Origin of the sequence: Kitasatospora sp. NPDC093679, from assembly GCF_040683455.1 — a bacterium.
Taxonomy (GTDB): domain Bacteria; phylum Actinomycetota; class Actinomycetes; order Streptomycetales; family Streptomycetaceae; genus Kitasatospora; species Kitasatospora arboriphila.
Map to the genome: position 1 here is coordinate 134,316 of NZ_JBFBDW010000006.1, position 16,755 is coordinate 151,070.

Annotated in this window: 12 protein-coding genes; 2 read left to right on the top strand and 10 right to left on the bottom strand. The window is 74.8% G+C overall.

The window, feature by feature from the left end; all coding sequences use genetic code 11:
* Positions 1–105: 105 nt before the first annotated feature.
* The 7 genes from AB0O09_RS07840 to AB0O09_RS07870 all read right to left on the bottom strand — a co-directional run bounded on the left by AB0O09_RS07840 (position 106) and on the right by AB0O09_RS07870 (position 11,830).
* A complete protein-coding gene (locus AB0O09_RS07840; RefSeq protein ID WP_363540680.1) occupies positions 106–2,577 on the bottom strand; it encodes a SpoIIE family protein phosphatase in 2,472 nt (823 codons plus the stop codon).
* Between the two features lie 129 nt (positions 2,578–2,706).
* Complete coding sequence (locus AB0O09_RS07845) at positions 2,707–3,366, bottom strand: TetR/AcrR family transcriptional regulator (RefSeq protein ID WP_363540681.1); 660 nt, start codon at positions 3,364–3,366, stop codon at positions 2,707–2,709.
* Between the two features lie 46 nt (positions 3,367–3,412).
* Entirely contained in the window at positions 3,413–5,011 is a 1,599-nt protein-coding gene (locus AB0O09_RS07850) for an AMP-binding protein (protein ID WP_363540682.1), read from the bottom strand.
* 322 nt (positions 5,012–5,333) lie between these two features.
* On the bottom strand, positions 5,334–6,515 hold the full coding sequence (locus tag AB0O09_RS07855; protein ID WP_363540683.1) for an acyl-CoA dehydrogenase: 1,182 nt from the start codon (positions 6,513–6,515) through the stop codon (positions 5,334–5,336).
* A 70-nt stretch (positions 6,516–6,585) separates the two neighbouring features.
* A complete protein-coding gene (locus tag AB0O09_RS07860; protein ID WP_363540684.1) occupies positions 6,586–8,514 on the bottom strand; it encodes a biotin carboxylase N-terminal domain-containing protein in 1,929 nt (642 codons plus the stop codon).
* A 23-nt stretch (positions 8,515–8,537) separates the two neighbouring features.
* A complete protein-coding gene (locus AB0O09_RS07865; RefSeq protein ID WP_363540685.1) occupies positions 8,538–10,136 on the bottom strand; it encodes a carboxyl transferase domain-containing protein in 1,599 nt (532 codons plus the stop codon).
* Positions 10,133–11,830, bottom strand: coding sequence for an acyclic terpene utilization AtuA family protein (locus AB0O09_RS07870; protein WP_363540686.1), 1,698 nt, complete (start codon positions 11,828–11,830; stop codon positions 10,133–10,135). Before AB0O09_RS07870 ends, AB0O09_RS07865 begins: the two co-directional genes overlap by 4 nt.
* 430 nt (positions 11,831–12,260) lie before the next feature.
* Between AB0O09_RS07870 and AB0O09_RS07875 the strand changes: the two genes are divergently transcribed.
* Positions 12,261–12,491 (top strand): chaplin, encoded by a 231-nt coding sequence (locus AB0O09_RS07875; protein ID WP_363540752.1) that lies wholly within the window; start codon positions 12,261–12,263, stop codon positions 12,489–12,491.
* A gap of 86 nt (positions 12,492–12,577) precedes the next feature.
* On the opposite strand, the gene AB0O09_RS07880 is transcribed toward AB0O09_RS07875, so the two are convergent.
* A complete protein-coding gene (locus AB0O09_RS07880) occupies positions 12,578–13,474 on the bottom strand; it encodes a Gfo/Idh/MocA family oxidoreductase (protein WP_363540753.1) in 897 nt (298 codons plus the stop codon).
* Positions 13,475–13,690: 216 nt separating this feature from the next.
* Between AB0O09_RS07880 and AB0O09_RS07885 the strand changes: the two genes are divergently transcribed.
* Positions 13,691–14,581 (top strand): alpha/beta fold hydrolase, encoded by an 891-nt coding sequence (locus AB0O09_RS07885; RefSeq protein ID WP_363540687.1) that lies wholly within the window; start codon positions 13,691–13,693, stop codon positions 14,579–14,581.
* Between the two features lie 18 nt (positions 14,582–14,599).
* Here AB0O09_RS07885 and AB0O09_RS07890 read toward each other — a convergent pair whose 3' ends face one another.
* Together AB0O09_RS07890 and AB0O09_RS07895 are read right to left on the bottom strand one after the other, a co-directional pair.
* Positions 14,600–15,232 carry a response regulator transcription factor gene (locus AB0O09_RS07890; RefSeq protein ID WP_363540754.1) on the bottom strand — a complete coding sequence of 211 codons (633 nt, stop codon included), beginning with the start codon at positions 15,230–15,232 and terminating at the stop codon, positions 14,600–14,602.
* 14 nt (positions 15,233–15,246) lie between these two features.
* Complete coding sequence (locus tag AB0O09_RS07895) at positions 15,247–16,587, bottom strand: sensor domain-containing protein (protein ID WP_363540688.1); 1,341 nt, start codon at positions 16,585–16,587, stop codon at positions 15,247–15,249.
* Positions 16,588–16,755 lie beyond the last annotated feature (168 nt).

Here is a 16,755-nt window from a genome sequence, read left to right on the forward strand (position 1 = left end):
CTGCCGCCGCGGGGCCGGTCGGCCGCGCGCCGCTCGGTGCTCGGACCTCCGTCGTCGGGCACGGCAGCGGGCACCGTGCGGGAAATCGGCGAATTCCTCGTACAACTACCCGGCTCGGTAAGGGAGTTCGACCTCGGCCCAGACCACTTTGCCCTCCTTGGTGGGGCGGGTGCCCCAGCGGTGGGCGAGTTCGCTGACCAGGTGCATCCCGCGGCCGCCCTCGTCCTCCTCGGCCGAGGTGCGCAGCCGCGGCGACTGGCTGCCGGCGTCGGAGACCTCGACGGTCAGCGTGCGGTCGTCACGGTAGAGCCGCAGCCGGCGCGGCGCGTCGGCGTGCAGCAGCGCGTTGGTGACGAGTTCGCTGACCATCAGTTCCGCGAAGTCCGAGTGCCCGGCGAGGCCCCAGGCCTGCAGGGTGGCCCGGGTGAAGCGGCGGGCCTGCGCGGGCAGCGGGCCCTCGCCGGGGAGGTCGAGGGTGGCGATCCGCTCGGCGGGGACGGGCAGCGCGCGGGCGAGGATCATCGCGATGTCGTCGTCCGTGCCTTCGGCGACCAGCGCGGCGAGCACCGCGTCGGCGCTCTCCTCCAGGGTCCGCGGCCGGCCGGCCAGGGTGCGGGCGAGCAGCGCGATGCCCTCGTCGATGTCCTGGCCCCGCCGTTCGATCAGTCCGTCGGTGTAGAGGGCGACGGTCGCACCGACCGGCAGGGTGAACTCGACGCTCTCGAAACCCGCACCGCCGATGCCGAGCGGGACGCCGGGCGGCAGGTCGACCGTGCTGGCGGTGCCGTCCGGGGCGACCCGGACGGGCGGCAGGTGCCCGGCCGAGGCCACCGTGCAGGTGCGGTCCACGGGGTCGTAGACCAGGCAGATGCAGGTGGCGAACTGGCCCTCGCCGATGGCGTTGGCGGTCTCGTCGAGGCGGGTGAGCACCTGCTCGGGCGGCAGGTCGAGGGTGGCCAGGGTGCGGGCGACGGTGCGCAGCTGGCCCATGGTGGCGGCGGCCCGGATGCCGTGGCCCATCACGTCGCCGACGACCAGGGCGACCCGGCCGCAGGAGAGCGGCACCACGTCGAACCAGTCGCCGCCGACCTCGGAGACCAGGCTGCTCGGCAGGTAGCGGTGGGCGATCTCCAGGCCGAGGGTGCGGTGGATCTCCTGCGGCAGCAGGCTGCGCTGCAAGGTGAGGGCGGTCTCGCGCTCGCGGCGGTACAGCCGGGCGTTGTCGATGGCCAGGGCGGCGCGGGCGACGAGTTCCTCGGCTAGCGCCACGTCCGCCGCGGTGAACGGCTCCGGGTTGCGGGTGCGGACGAACTCGGCGCCGCCGAGCACCATCCCGCGGGCCAGCACCGGCACCATCAGGTACGAGTGGACGCCCGCGGCGATGCCCGGACCGACCCGGTCGGAGGTCGGCACCAGGCCTCGCAGCACCTCCTCGTCGACGTGCGAGCGCAGCAGCGGCCGGCCGCTGCGCAGGCACTGGGTGTAGACGCGCTGGGCGTCGTACTCGGTCGTCGCCCCGACGGCGTCGGCGGCCCGGGTGAGCCCGGCCTCGTAGGCCTCGCCGACGGCGACGGCGCGGACGAGGATCGGCTTGTCGGGCTGGATGGGGGCGGGCTCCTCGCCGCGCAGCACCGGCTCCAGCAGGTCGACGGTGGCGAAGTCGGCGAACCGCGGGATGACCGCCTCGATCAGCTCCTCGGCGGTGCGCTGCAGGTCGAGGGTGGTGCCGATGCGGGCGGTGGCCTCGGCGAGCAGGGCGAGGCGCTCCTGGGCGCGGGCGGCGCGCGCCTCGGCCTGGAAGCGTTCGGTGACGTCGATCAGCGAGGAGCTGACGCCGAGCACCCGGCCGGTGGAGTCCTCCAGCCGGAAGTAGGAGGCGGACCAGGCGCGGTCGCGGCGCGGCTCGCCGGGGGTGCGGCCGTGCGAGCGGGCGTCGACGATCGGGCGGCCGGTGGTGAGCACCTGGCGCATCACGGCCTCGATCTCGGCACTGTTGAGGCCGGGCAGCACGCCGGAGACCCGGCGGCCGATGTGCTCGTCCACCGGCACGCCGTTGATCTTGGCGAGGGCGTGGTTGAGCCGGACGAAGCGCAGGTCGGTGTCGTAGACCGCCATCCCGATCGGGGACTGGTTGAAGATGCCGTCGAGGACGGCGAGGTCCGCCTCCACCTGGCGCAGCGCGCGCACGTCGGAGCCGGTGACCAGCAGCAGGTGCTGACCGCCGGGGCCGGCGATCGGGTAGGTGTGGAACTCGATCTCGACGTCGGAGCCGTCCCGGTGCCGGATCGGGTGGATGCCGGACCAGCCGGAGCCCGCCATGATCTGCTTGAACAGCTCGTCGGCCGCCTGCCGCCGGCCCTCGGGGACGAGCAGTTCGGCCGCGTAGGAGCCGACGGCGTCCTCGGCGGAGTGACCGGAGAGCGCCTCGGCCTCCTCGCTCCAGTGCAGGATGCGGCCGTCCTCCTGGAGGAGGGCGGTGGCGAGCGGCACCAGCCGGTGTCCGGCCAGGCGCGCCGAGGCGGCGCCCGCCTCACCGCGGCCGGCGCCGTCGGTGGCGGTCCAGTCGAATCCGTGCATCTTCAGGAGTTCACCTGCCCGGTACCTTCCCGGTGGGAGGCCGGCCAATCCGGTCCCCACCAGACTGCACAAAGCCCGGCCGGACGGCGACTGCGGGTCGCCGTCCGGTCGGGCGCGGTCTGTTCGTACTCAGCACGCCGGTCTCCTGCCGGCCGGACCGTCCGCGGCCCGTCCCCCGCCGGCCAGTGCCGCCTCCAGCAGCCCGGCCCACTGGCGGACGATGCCGGCCCGGCGGGCCCCGTCGTCGGTCAGCAGGTTGGCCAGACCGAGGCCCCGGGCCATGTCCATGGTGGCCTGCACGGTCTCCCGCACCCCGGGCCGGGACTCGTCCGCGCCGAGGAACTCCACCGCGGCCCGGTGGGACTCCCGGCCGACGTGGTTCTCCAGCGCGACGATCCGCTCGCGCAGCGCGTCCTCGGTGGCGGCGGCCACCCACAGGTGCAGCGCGGCGCGGAACAGCGGACCGGTGTAGAGCCGGACGATCATGGAGACCACGGCCTCGGTGCGCCCCGGACCGGCCGGCGGCAGCTGCTCGGCGCTGGCCCGCACCTGGGCCAGCCGCTCGTCGGCGACGTGCTCGACGGCCGCCGTGAAGAGGTCCTCGCGGGTCGGGAAGTGGTGCTGGGCGGCGCCCCGCGTCACCCCGGCCCGCTCGGCGACCACGGCGACCGTCGACCCCTGCCAGCCCAGCTCGGCCAGGCACTCCACGGCGGCCTCCAGCAGGCGGCGGCGGGTGGCGCGGCTTCGGTCCTGCTGCGGGGTGCGCAGGGCGGCGGCGTGGGCGGTCATGGCCTGGCTTTCCGGTGGCGGTGTACGGCGGTTGCGCCCGATCCTCTCAGATCGCGGGCGCGCCGGTGGCGGACGGGCGGGCCCGCAGCTCGCGGCGGAGGATCTTGCCGCTCGCGGACTTCGGCACCGCGTCGAGGAACTCCACCGCCCGCACCTTCTTGTACGGGGCCACCTGCGCCGCCACGTACTCCTGGACCTGGGCCCCGGTCAGCTCGCTGCCGGGGGCCCGCACCACGAAGGCCTTCGGGCGCTCGGTGCCGTCCTCGCCGGTGACACCGACCACCGCGGCGTCCGCGATCTCCGGGTGGGTGAGCAGCAGCGCCTCCAGCTCGGCGGGCGCGACCTGGTACCCCTTGTACTTGATCAGCTCCTTCACCCGGTCGACGACGAAGAGGTAGCCGTCCTCGTCGACGTAGCCGACGTCACCGGTGTGCAGCCAGCCGTCGGCGTCCAGCATCGCGTCGGTCTCCGACTGGCGGCCGAAGTAGCCCTTCATCACCTGCGGGCCGCGGAAGAGCAGCTCGCCGCGCTGACCCGTCGACAGGTCGGTGTCGGGGTCGTCCAGCGAGACGATCCTCAGCTCGGTGGAGGCCACCATCTTCCCGACCGTGCCGGGCGGCGGCGCCGGGTCGTCCAGCGGGACGACGTGGGTGACCGGGGAGAGCTCGGTCATGCCGTAGCCCTGGTGGATGCGCGGCAGGCCGAGCCGGCGGGCGGCGGCGTCCGCGAGCTCGGCGTCCAGCGGGGCGGCGGCGCTGAGCACGTACTTCACCGAGGACAGGTCGTACCGGTCGACCAGCGGGTGCTTGGCCAGCGCGAGGACCATCGGCGGGGCGGCGAAGACGCCCTCGATCCGCTGCTCCTGGATGGTGCGCAGGAACTGCTCCAGGTCGAAACGGGGCAGCACGACGACGGTCGAGCCGCAGCGCAGCGGGTGGTTGAGCAGCGCCGTCAGGCCGTAGATGTGGAAGAAGGGCAGCACGGCGATGATCCGCTCGCCGGCGGCGGTGGCGTGCACCGAGTCGGTCTGCGCCAGGTTCGAGCCGATCGACCGGTGGGTGAGCATCACGCCCTTCGGCAGGCCGGTGGTGCCGCTGGAGTACGGCAGCACGGCGAGGTCGCCGGCGTCGATCCGCGGGGCGGGCTCCGCCGCGGTGGTCGCGGCGAGGTCGGCGAGCGAGCGCTGGCCGGGGGCCTCGTCGCAGACGAAGACCTCCGCGATCGGGCGGCCCTCGGCGGCGAGCGCGGCGGCGGCCTCGGTCGCGACCGGCAGGAAGGCGGAGACGGTGACGATCCAGCGGGCACCGCTGTCGCGCAGCTGCCCCGCGAGTTCGCCCGCGGTGGCGAGCGAACTGACCGTGGTGACGGTGGCGCCGGTGCGGGTCGCGCCGTAGAAGGCGACCGGCCAGGCGATGGTGTTCGGACTGAACAGCGCGACCACGTCCCCCTGGCGGACACCCGCCTCGGCGAGGCCGGCCGCGGTCCGGCGGGCGGCGAGGTCGAGCTCGGCGTAGCTGAGGGTGCGGCCGGTGACGCCGTCGACCAGGGCGGGCAGCTCGGCCCGGCCGTTCAGGTCACCGAGGACGGCGTCGTGGATCGGCAGGTCGACGGGCTCGATCTCGGGGTGGTCGCTGCGGAACACCATGCATACCTCCGGCGGGGGTCGTGGGGAGCTCGCGGTGCTGCCAGGTTGCCGGGTGACAGCCTGCCCGTTTTCCGCCCCGCAGCCCAGAGGGCGTACAGCAATCCTTTACGTGGGCGGGCACCTCACCAGGGGCGCGGGGGGCAACCTGAGGAACCGAGGCAAAGCCGAAACAGGGGCGCTGGGGGCACCTCCCGGCCGAAGGCTGGGGGCGGAACTGCGCAGCTCGGATGCGGGCCACCGTACGGATCAGGGCTCGGCCCGTACCGTAGTGGTGCCCGCTCCCGGACTGCGCAGTTCCCCGCGCCCCTGACCTCGTGACCTCCTAGTACGAGCGGGGCAGGCCGAGGGTGTGCTGGGCGACGTAGTTGAGGACCATCTCGCGGCTGACCGGGGCGACCCGGCCGACGCGGGTGACGGTGAGGAGGGCGGCGAGGCCGTACTCCTGGGTGAGGCCGTTGCCGCCGAGGGTCTGGACGGCCTGGTCGACGGCCCGGCAGGCGGCTTCCGCCGCGGCGTACTTGGCCATGTTCGCGGCTTCGCCCGCCGCGAGGTCGTCCCCGGCGTCGTACAGGTGGGCGGCCTTCTGGGTCATCAGCCGGGCGAGTTCGACCTCGATGGCGCACTGGGCGAGCGGGTGGGCTACGCCCTGGTGGGCGCCGATCGGGGTGTCCCAGACGGTGCGGGTGCGGGCGTAGTCGACGGCGGTGTCGAGGGCGCGGCGGGCGGCGCCGATGGAGAACGCCGCGGTCATGATCCGTTCGGGGTTGAGGCCGGCGAAGAGCTGCAGCAGGCCCGCGTCCTCGTCGCCGACCAGGGCGTCCGCGGGCAGCCGGACGTCGTCCAGGAAGACCTGGAACTGCTTCTCCGCGGCGACCAGCTCCATCGGGATGGCCCGGTACTCGAAGCCGGGGGTGTCCCGGGGGACGACGAAGAGCGAGGGCCGCAGCCGCCCGGTGCGGGCGTCCTCGGTGCGGGCGACGAAGAGCACGGCGTCGGCGTGGTCGATGCCGGAGATGAAGACCTTGCGGCCGGTGAGCAGCCAGTCCTCGCCGTCACGGCGGGCGATGGTGGCGATCCGGTGGGAGTTGGAGCCGGCGTCGGGTTCGGTGATGCCGAAGGCCATCCGGCGGGTGCCGTCGGCGAGGCCGGGCAGCCAGCGGCGGCGCTGTTCCTCGGTGCCGTAGCGGGCGATGACGGTGCCGCAGATGGCGGGCGAGACGACGAGCATCAGCAGCGGGCAGCCGCCTGCGCCGAGCTCTTCGAGGACGATGGCGAGTTCGGTGATGCCGGCGCCCCCGCCGCCGTACTCGGCGGGCAGGTTGACGCCGAGGTAGCCGAGTTTGCCGGCTTCGGCCCACAGTTCGTCGGCGTACTCGCCGGCGCGGGCCTTGGCCTGGAACCAGGCGGGGCCGAAGCGGGCGGCGAGGTCGGCGACGGCCCGGCGCAGGGCCTGCTGTTCGGGGGTCTCGACGAGGGTGCCTGCGGTGGTGCGCGGTGCGGACATGCGGCGTCCTTCCGGGCGGTGAGGGTGGGGTGCCGTGCAGGGTGCGAGGGGTGTACGGGGTGTGCGGGGCTCAGGCGGGCTGGACGACGGCGAGGACGGCGCCGGGCTCGACCTGCTGGCCGGGGGCGACGCGGAGTTCGGTGAGCAGCCCGTCGGCGGGGGCGGTGACCCGGTGCTCCATCTTCATCGCCTCCAGCCAGAGCAGCGGCTGTCCGGCGGTGACGGTGTCGCCGACCGCGGCGGCGGTGCGGACGACGGTGCCGGGCATGGGGGCGAGCAGGGCGCCGGGGTCGGTCCGCTGCGCCGGGTCGGGGAAGCGGTCGAGGGCGGTGAGGGCGGTGGCGCCGTTCGGCCCGTCGACCCAGACGCCGCTGCCGTGGGCGGCGACGTGGAAGCTCTGCCGCAGGGTGTCCGTCTCCAGGACAACCAGGTCCGGGGCGGAGTGGAGCAGCCGGGTGCCGGGGTGGCCCTCGGCGTCGAGCCCGTGGCGGCCGATCCGGTAGCGGACCTCCCATTCGCCGCCGTCGGCGGCGCGGTACCGCTTGACCTGCGGCTGGGAGGGCAGGTTGCGCCAGCCGGAGGGCAGCGCGGTGCGGCGGGAGGCGGCGTCGGCGAGGGCGGCGGCGAGGGCGGCGAGCGGGGTGTCCTTGCCGTCGGGGGCGGTGAGGTCGGCTGCGTGTTCGGTGAGGAAGCCGGTGTGCAGTCGGGCTTCCAGGAAGGCGGGGTGGCGCAGGGCCCGGACGAGCAGGTCGCGGTTGGTGGCGGGGCCGTGGATCCGGGCGCGGCCGAGCGCGTCGGCGAGCCGGCGGGCGGCGGCGGCCCGGGTGGGGGCCCAGGCGACGACCTTGGCGAGCATGGCGTCGTAGTGCACGGTGACGGTGGTGCCGTCGTCGGCGCCGGAGTCCAGGCGCAGCCCGGCGGGGGTCCCGCCGGTGGTGAATTCGGTGTGCGGGTGGGCGAGGGCGAGGCGGTGCAGGGTGCCGGTCTGGGGCTGCCAGTCGCGGGCCGGGTCCTCGGCGTAGAGGCGGGCCTCGACGGCGTGGCCGGTGGTGGCGGGCGGTTCGGCGGGCAGGGCCTCGCCCTCGGCGACGGCGATCTGCAGGGCGACCAGGTCGAGGCCGGTGACGCATTCGGTGACGGGGTGTTCGACCTGGAGGCGGGTGTTCATCTCCAGGAAGGCGAGCCGGCCGTCGGGGGCGAGCAGGAATTCGGCGGTTCCGGCGCCGACGTAGCCGATGGCCCGGGCGGCGTCGACGGCGGCGCGGTGGAGTTCGGTGCGCTGCCGTACGGTGAGGCCGGGGGCGGGGGCCTCCTCGATCACCTTCTGGTGGCGGCGCTGCAGGGAGCAGTCGCGGTCGCCGACGGCCCACACGGTGCCGTGGGTGTCGGCCATCAGCTGGACCTCGACGTGCCGGCCGGTGGGCAGGTACGGCTCGCAGAAGACCTCGTCGGAGCCGAACGCGGAGAGGGCTTCGGCGCGGGCTGCGGCGAGCGCGGCGGGCAGTTCGGCGAGGTCGCGGACGATCCGCATGCCGCGTCCGCCGCCGCCGGCCGCGGCCTTGACGAGCAGCGGCAGGTCGGCCTCGGTGGGGTCGGCGCCGACGGTGAGGACGGGCACGCCGGCCGCGGCCATCAGCCGTTTGGCGGCGGTCTTGGAGCCCATGGCGGCGATCGCGGCGGGCGGCGGCCCGATCCAGGCGAGTCCGGCGTCGAGGACGGCCTGCGCGAAGTCGGCGTTCTCGGAGAGGAAGCCGTAGCCGGGGTGGACGGCGTCCGCGCCGGCGGCGCGGGCGGCGGCGATCAGCAGGTCGGCCCGGAGGTAGGTGTCGGCGGGGGCGGCGCCGGGGAGGCGGACGGCGGTGTCGGCCTCCCGGACGTGCGGGGCGTCGGCGTCCGGGTCGGAGTGCACGGCGACGGTGGCGATGCCGAGGTCGCGGCAGGTGCGGAAGATCCGCCGGGCGATCTCGCCGCGGTTGGCGACCAGCAGAGAGGTGATCACTTGGGTCGTTCCTCCACGAGAAGCTACATCCGGAAGACGCCGTAGCCGCGGGCGCCCTCGACGGGGCCGCTGTGCACGGCGGAGAGGCAGAGTCCGAGCACGGTCCTGGTGTCCCGCGGGTCGATGACGCCGTCGTCGTAGAGCCGTCCGGAGAGGAAGGCGGGCAGCGACTCGGCCTCGATCTGCTGCTCGACCATGGCGCGGATCGCCGCGTCGGCGTCCTCGTCGTACGGGGTGCCCTTGGCGGCGGCGGACTGCCGGGCGACGATGGACAGCACCCCGGCGAGCTGCTGCGGGCCCATCACCGCGGACTTGGCGCTCGGCCAGGCGAACAGGAAGCGCGGCTCGTAGGCGCGTCCGCACATGCCGTAGTGCCCGGCGCCGTAGGAGGCGCCCATCAGCACGGACAGGTGCGGGACGCGCGAGTTGGAGACCGCGTTGATCATCATCGCGCCGTGCTTGATGATGCCGCCCTGCTCGTAGGCCTCGCCGACCATGTAGCCGGTGGTGTTGTGCAGGAAGAGCAGCGGGATGTCGCGCTGGTTGGCGAGCTGGATGAACTGGGCGGCCTTCTGCGACTCGGCGCTGAAGAGCACGCCCTGCGCGTTGGCGAGGATGCCGACGGGGTAGCCGTGCACGGTGGCCCAGCCGGTGGCCAGGCTCGGCCCGTACAGCGGCTTGAACTCGTCGAAGTCGGAGCCGTCGACGATCCGGGCGATGACCTCGCGCGGGTCGAAGGGCACCCGCAGATCGCCGGGGACGATGCCGAGCAGCTCCTCCTCGTCGTACTTCGGCGGCTCGGCGGTGGTGTCGGGCAGCGGGCCGCTGCGCTGCCAGTGCAGCCGTTTGACGATCCGGCGGGCGATCCGGCAGGCGTCCGGCTCGTCCTCGGCGACGTGGTCGGCGAGGCCGGAGGTGCGGGCGTGCATGTCGGCGCCGCCGAGCCGTTCCTCGTCGGCCTCCTCGCCGGTGGCCATCTTCACCAGCGGCGGGCCGCCGAGGAAGACCTTGGCGCGCTCGCGCACCAGCACGGTGTGGTCGGACATGCCGGGCACGTAGGCGCCGCCGGCGGTGGAGTTGCCGAAGACGACGGCGATCGTCGGGATGCCGGCGGCGGAGAGCCGGGTGAGGTCGCGGAAGAGCGCCCCGCCGGGGATGAAGATCTCCTTCTGGCTGGGCAGGTCGGCGCCGCCGGACTCGACCAGGTTCACCAGCGGCAGCCGGTTGTGCAGGGCGACCTCGTTGGCCCGCAGCGCCTTCTTCAGCGTCCACGGGTTGCTGGCGCCGCCGCGCACGGTCGGGTCGTTGGCGGTGATGACGCAGACCGTGCCCTCGATCACCCCGATGCCGGTGACCAGGGCGGCGCCGACCGGGTGGTCGCTGCCCCAGGCGGCGAGCGGGGAGAGTTCCAGGAACGGCGAGTCCTGGTCGAGGAGGAGTTCGATCCGCTCGCGGGCGAGCAGCTTGCCGCGGTTGCGGTGCCGCTCGACGTAGCGGGGGCCGCCGCCGGCCAGCGCCTTGGCGTGTTCGGCGTCGAGGGCGGCGAGCTTCTCCAGCATCGCGGCCCGGTGGGCGGTGTGCTCGGCGCCGCCGGGGTCCAGGCGGGTGGGGAGGACGGTCACAGGAGGGCCTCCGGGATGTCGAGGTGCCGGGAGCGCAGCCACTCCCCCAGCGCCTTGGCCTGCGGGTCGAAGCGGGCCTGTGCGGCGACTCCCTCGCCGAGCAGCCCGGCGATGGTGAAGTTGACGGCCCGCAGGTTGGGCAGCAGGTGCCGTTCCACCGTCAGTGCGGCGGTCTCGGGGAGCAGTCGGCGCAGCAGGTCGGTGGTGAGGGTGTGGGCGAGCCAGCGCCAGCCGTCCTCGGTGCGGGCCCAGACGCCGAGGTTGGCGTCGCCGCCCTTGTCGCCGCTGCGGGCGCCGGCGACCAGGCCGAGCGGGGCGCGGCGGGTCGGCCCGGCGGGCAGCGGCTCCGGCAGCGGCGGTTCGGCGAGCGGTTCGAGCGGCCGGGTGCGGTCGGGTGCGGGGACGGGCCGGGCGGTGCCGTCGGGCAGCACCGCGGTGTGCGGGACGCCGCGCCGGTCGGTGTACGCGGTCTCGAAGACGCCGTACGGGGTGCCGGGGCCGGGCGGCGCGGTGAGGTGGAAGCCGGGGTAGCCGGCGAGGCCGAGTTCGACGGCGGCGGCGCCGACGGCCCGGCCGACGGCCCGCTCGTCGGGGTCGCGGACGGTGAGGCGCAGCAGCGCGGAGGCCGCCTCCTCGGTGTCGGCGTCGGGGTGGTCGGTGCGGGCGAGGGTCCAGCGGAGTTCGGCGGGCCGGCGGGTGAGCGCCTGCTCGAACTGGCGGCGCACCAGGTCGGCCTTGGCCTCGACGTCGAGGCCGGTGAGGACGAAGACGACCTCGTTGCGGTAGCCGCCGAGCCGGTTGAGGCCGACCTTGAGGCCGGGCGGCGGCGCCTCGCCGCGGACGCCCTCGACGAGCACCCGGTCGGGCCCCTGCTGGGCGAGCCGGACGGTGTCCAGGCGGACCGTCACATCCGGTCCGGCGTAGCGCGGTCCGGCGGTCTCGTAGAGCAGCTGGGCGGTGACGGTCTCGACGGTGACGGCGCCGCCGGTGCCGGGGTGCTTGGTGATGACGCTGCTGCCGTCGGCGTGGATCTCGGCGAGCGGGAAGCCGGGGCGGGGGTCGGCGCCGGGGCCGAGGTGCTCGCGGAAGAAGGCGTAGTTGCCGCCGGTGGCCTGCGCGCCGCACTCGAGGACGTGGCCGGCGACGACGGCGCCGGCGAGCGGGTCGAGGTCGTCGGGTCCCCAGCCGAAGTGGGCCATGGCGGGGCCGGTGACGAGCGCGGCGTCGGTGACCCGGCCGGTGACGACGACGTCGGCGCCGCCGCGCAGGCAGGCGGCGATGCCGGCCCCGCCGAGGTAGGCGTTGGCGGCGAGCAGGCCGGGCCGGGGGCCGAACTCCGCGGCGCGGGCGAGCAGGTCGTCGCCGAGGACGTGGCCGGTGCGCAGTGCGAGGCCCTGCTTGGCGGCGAGGTCGGCGACCGCCTCGGCGAGCCGGGCGGGGTTGAGTCCGCCGGCGTTGACGACGAGCTTGACGCCGCGTTCGGCGGCGAGCGCGAGGCACTGCTCGGCCTGCCGGAGGAAGGTCTTGGCGTAGCCGAGGCCCGGGTCCTTCAGCCGGTCGCGGGCGAGGATGAGCATGGTGAGCTCGGCGAGGTAGTCGCCGGTCAGCACGTCCAGCGGTCCGCCGGTGAGCATCTCCTCGAACGCGGCGAACCGGTCGCCGTAGAACCCGGACGCATTGCCGATCCTGAGCATGTCCGCCTCCCCTGCGCTGGTCGTGCAGCAGCCTGGCAGCGGCCCGTGAATAAATCAAGCATGCATGCTTGTTTTGGCCCGGAACCGGTTCCGGAGCCGGTTCCCGGCCGCCTCGGAACTCCGATCGGCGGGCGGCCCGGTGGAACGGTTCGTCCGGCGAGGGCCGGGGCCGTACGGGGGTGGTGCGGGCCCGAATCCGACGGGTCGTCACAGCCCGTAATCAGAAGCGGGGTCCCGAGTACCGCCGATGGCCCAGTGGGCGCGGAGATTCCCACCCGGGCGGGCGAACCTCGCGCGCGCCCGGAGGACCGTTCCGCCCCGCCGTGCCGAGACTGGGTGTCGGGCGCCGCCCGGCCGGCAGGCCGTCGGCCCGGCGCCCGGGTTCCACCCAGGAACGTCCCCTCCCGAATTGGAGAAGCCCGTGAAGGACATCCGCAAGGCTCTCGCGCTGACCGTCGCCGCCGGTGCTCTCGTGCTCGGCGCGGCCGGCGCGGCCAACGCAGACGCGAGCGCCGTCGGCACAGCCACCGACTCCCCGGGCGTGCTGTCCGGCAACGTGGTTCAGGTTCCGATCCACATTCCCGTCAACGCCTGCGGGAACAGCATCAACCTGATCGGCCTGCTGAACCCGACGGCCGGCAACGTCTGCACCAACAGCTGAGCCTCGCGCACGGGTGCCCCCGGCCGGCCCGCTCCACGGGCCGGCCGGGGGCGCCGCCGCGACCGCCACCGGCCGGTGGCGGACCGTCAGGCCTGGGCCTCGATCTGCTCGACGACGTGCTCGCACAGGTCGTGGGTGCGCAGCGCGTCCCGCGCGGAGAGCACCTTGCCGGCCCGGACGGACTCCAGGAAGGACAGCACGATCTGCTCGATGCCGCGCTGGCGCGCGACCGACACCCAGTCGCCGCGGCGGCGGACGGTCGGCTGGCCGCGGAAGTCGACGATCTCGGCGAGGTTGATGACGCTGCGCTTGGAGTCGCCGCCGGAGACCTCCAGCACCTCCTCGGTGGCGCCGCTCATCCGGTTCATGATGCCGAGGGCGGTGAAGCCCTGGCCCGCCAGGGTGAGCACGACGTGCTCCATCAGGCCGTCGCGGCTGCGGGAGCGGACGTCCACGTGCTCGATCTCGCCCGGCACCAGGAAGCGCAGGGTGTCGACCACGTGGATGAAGTCGTCGAAGACGGCGGAGCGGGCGGACTCCGGGAGTCCCTCGCGGTGCTTCTGAAGCACGATCAGGTCGCGCGGCCGTTCCTGGGCGAGCAGGTAGCCGGGGGCGTGCCGGCGGTTGAAGCCGACCAGCAGCGAACGGTCGGCCTGCTCGGCGAGGTCGACCAGCCGGCGGGCGCCGTCCAGGGTGTGGTCCAGCGGCTTGTCCACGTAGACGTCGACGCCGGCGGTCAGCAGCTGCTCGACGATCGGGACGTGCTGGCTGGTGGAGGCGTGCACGAAGGCGGCCCGGATCCCGCTGTCGATGACCTCGCCGAGGTCGGTGTAGCGGTGCGCGATCCGGTGGGCGTCGCCGAGGCGGTCCAGCTTGGCGCGGTCGCGGGTCATCAGCCTCAGGTCGAGGCCCGGCTGGGCGGTGAGCACCGGGAGGTACGCCTTCTGCGCGATGTCGCCGAGGCCGATCACCGCCACCGGCAGGGGTGCGGGGTCGATGTCGTGGTCGTGGCTCACGGGCTCTCCTGCTGAGGGTGTGGTGGCCCCTTTGCTGGGTGGTCGAGGGCCGGGCCGCCCAGCAGCATATGCCAGCCATGCCGTTGAGCAGTCCGGATACCGGAGATCGAGCCCGACGGGCCGTCAGATTCCGGTGCTGCCGTGGCGCGGGCACCATGGAGGGACACGGGAGGAGGCGCGGCGATGGTCGAGCGGACGATCGACGGGGACGGCGTCGAGCTGTGTACCGAGTCCTTCGGCGACCCGGCGGATCCGCCCGTCCTGCTCGTCATGGGCATCGGCGCCTCGATGCTCTGGTGGGAGGAGGGCTTCTGCCGGCTGCTCGCCGGAGGCCGCCGCTTCGTGATCCGCTACGACCACCGCGACACCGGCCGCTCGACCACCTACCCGCCGGGCCGCCCCGGCTACACCGGCGCGGACCTGGTCGCCGACGCCGCCCGGGTGCTCGACGGCTACGGCATCCCGGCCGCCCATGTCGTGGGCGTCTCGGCCGGCGGGGCGCTCGCGCAGCTGCTCGCGCTCGACGACCCCGGCCGCGTCCTCTCCCTCGTCCTCATCAGCACCTCCTCCGCCGTGCCCGGCGACCGGGCGCTGCCCGCGCCGGCCGAGGAGCTCATGGCCTTCCTCGCGGCCGCCGGCCCCGACCCCTCGGACCCGGACGCGCTGGTCGGCCACCTGGTCGCGTACGCCCGCCTGCTCGCCGGGGGCCGGCGTCCGTTCGACGAGGCCGCCGTCCGGGACCTGGCCCGCCGCGAGGTCGGGCGGGCCCGCGACATCGCCGCCGCCCGCAACCACGACGCGCTGCCGGAGGGCGGCCCCACCCGGGCGCCGCTCTCCTCGATCGCCGTGCCCGTACTGGTGGTCCACGGGACGGCCGACCCGATGTTCCCGCTCCCGCACGGCGAGGACCTCGCGGAGCGGATCCCCGGTACGCGGCTCCTGCCCCTGCCGGACGCCGGCCACGGGCTGGACCGGGCCGACTGGCCGACGGTCGCCCGGGCCGTCCTCGACCACACCGCCGCCGGGAAGGACCTCCCCGGGGAAGACCCTGCCGGGGAGGGCCCGGCCGGGTGAACGCCGCCGGCCCGCCGCTCAGGCCCGGAGGAACTCCAGCACCGCCAGGACGCGCCGGTGGGTCTCCTCCGCCGGGGGCAGGTCCAGCTTCATCAGGATGTTGCCGATGTGCTTGCCGACGGCCGCCTCGGACACCACCAGCTCGCGGCAGATCGCCGCGTTGGACCTGCCCTCGGCCATCAGCGCCAGCACCTCGCGCTCGCGCGGCGTCAGCCGGTCCAGCGGGTCGCGCCGGCGCCGCAGCAGCTGGCGCACCACCTCCGGGTCCACCACGGTGCCGCCGGCCGCCACCGTGCCGACCGCCGCCACGAACTCCTCGACCTGCCCGATTCGGTCCTTCAGCAGGTACCCGACGCCGGAACCGTCCCCCGAGTCCAGCAGCTCGGCGGCGTACGAGCGCTGCACGTATTGGCTGAGCACCAGCACCGGCAGGCCGGGGCGCCGGGCGCGCAGCGCGACGGCGGCCCGCAGGCCCTCGTCGGTCTGCCCGGGCGGCATCCGCACGTCGGTGATGACGACGTCCGGCACGTGCTCGTCGACGGCGGCGCTCAGCGCCCCGGCGTCCCCCACGGCGGCGACCACCTGGTGGCCGAAGCGCTCCAACAGGCCGATCAGGCCCTCGCGCAGCAGTACGCCGTCCTCGGCGAGCACCATCCGGAGCGGCCTCACGGGCGGTCCGGGGTGTGCGTGAGGTCCGAGGTGCGTGTGAGGTCCTCGGCGCGCGGGCCGATCGGGGTGCACGGGATCTCCACGCGCAGCAGGGTCGGGCCTCCGGGCGGGCTGCTCACCGTCAGGGTGCCGTCGACCACGGAGACCCGGTCGGCCAGGCCGGTGAGACCGGTGCCGCCCGCCGGATCGGCGCCGCCGCGTCCGTCGTCCGACACCTCGACGGTCAACAGCCCGTCGGCGTACCGTCCGTCGACGCGGGCGGAACGGGCACCGCTGTGCTTGGCGACGTTCGCCAGCGCCTCGGTGACCGCGAACCAGCCGGCCGACTCGACCGCGGCCGGCAGCCGACCGGGCAGCGCGAAGGTGACGTCCACCGGCACCGGCGACCGGTCGGCGGCGTCCGCGCAGGCGTCCGGCAGACCCCGGTCGGTCAGCACCTGCGGATGGATTCCGTTGATCAACTCCCTGAGCTCGGCCAGCACGTCCCCCGCCTCCCGGTGCGCCTGCGCCAGCCGGTCGGCGAGCGGGCTGCCGGGCGGCGCGTCCAGCCTGGCGAGTCCGAGCGTCATCGCCAGGGAGACCAGGCGCTGTTGGGCACCGTCGTGCAGGTCCCGCTCGATCCGGCGCCGTTCCGCTTCGAAGGCGTCCACCAACCGGGCCCGCGAGCGGACCAGTTCGCCGATCCGTGCCTCCTGGCCGCCCGGCGCCAGCACCGCCCGCACGAGTGCGGCCCGCCCCGCCGCCACCGCGGTCAGCGGATAGGCGAGCAGTGCCGCCGCCAGCACCCCGGCGACACCCAACGCCGCTGCCACGTACGGGGAGTGGACCTGCCAGAGCTTGAGGACGTTCACCTGCTCACCGTCGAGCAGCAGCAGCGGAAGCGCCGCCAGCAGGTAGCCGGGCACCGCGATCGCGCAACCCGCGACGGTCAGGTCGATCGGCCACAGCACGAAGGCGGCGAGCGCCGCGAAACCCAGCTCCCGCCAGGTCGCCCGCTCCCGGTAGCGCAGCCGCAGCCAGGCCGGGAGACCCGGGCGGGCCGGCACCTGGTGCGGTCCGGGCACCGGCGTGCCGTCCAGCAGCCGCACCAGCCGCCGTTCCCACGCCGCGAACGGCACCCCGACCAGACCCAGGCCCAGCAGCAAAGGCAGCCCGACCAGCAGGACGGCGAGCGCACCGGCGACCGTCCCCGCCAGCAGCAGCCCCGCACAGAGCAGCAGCCCGGCCGTCCCGGAGGCCAGCAGGTAGCCTGCGGCCCGCCAGGGCAGCCCGCCGCGCAGGAATCCGGGCCGGGCCAATGCCTGCCACGGCGCACCGCCGTACCCGTCCGTGCCCATCCCGCCGCCCCTCCGCCGTCCCGTCGCCCGTTCGGTTCGCCCCACCCAGGGCTTGTCCGACGATTCCCGCCGCGCGCGGCGTCGGGCGCCCATGCGACGCGAATCGTCGGACAAACCCTAGGCGGCCCCGGCGGCCCGCGCGGTAGGGCTGGCCCTACCCCGGAAGGT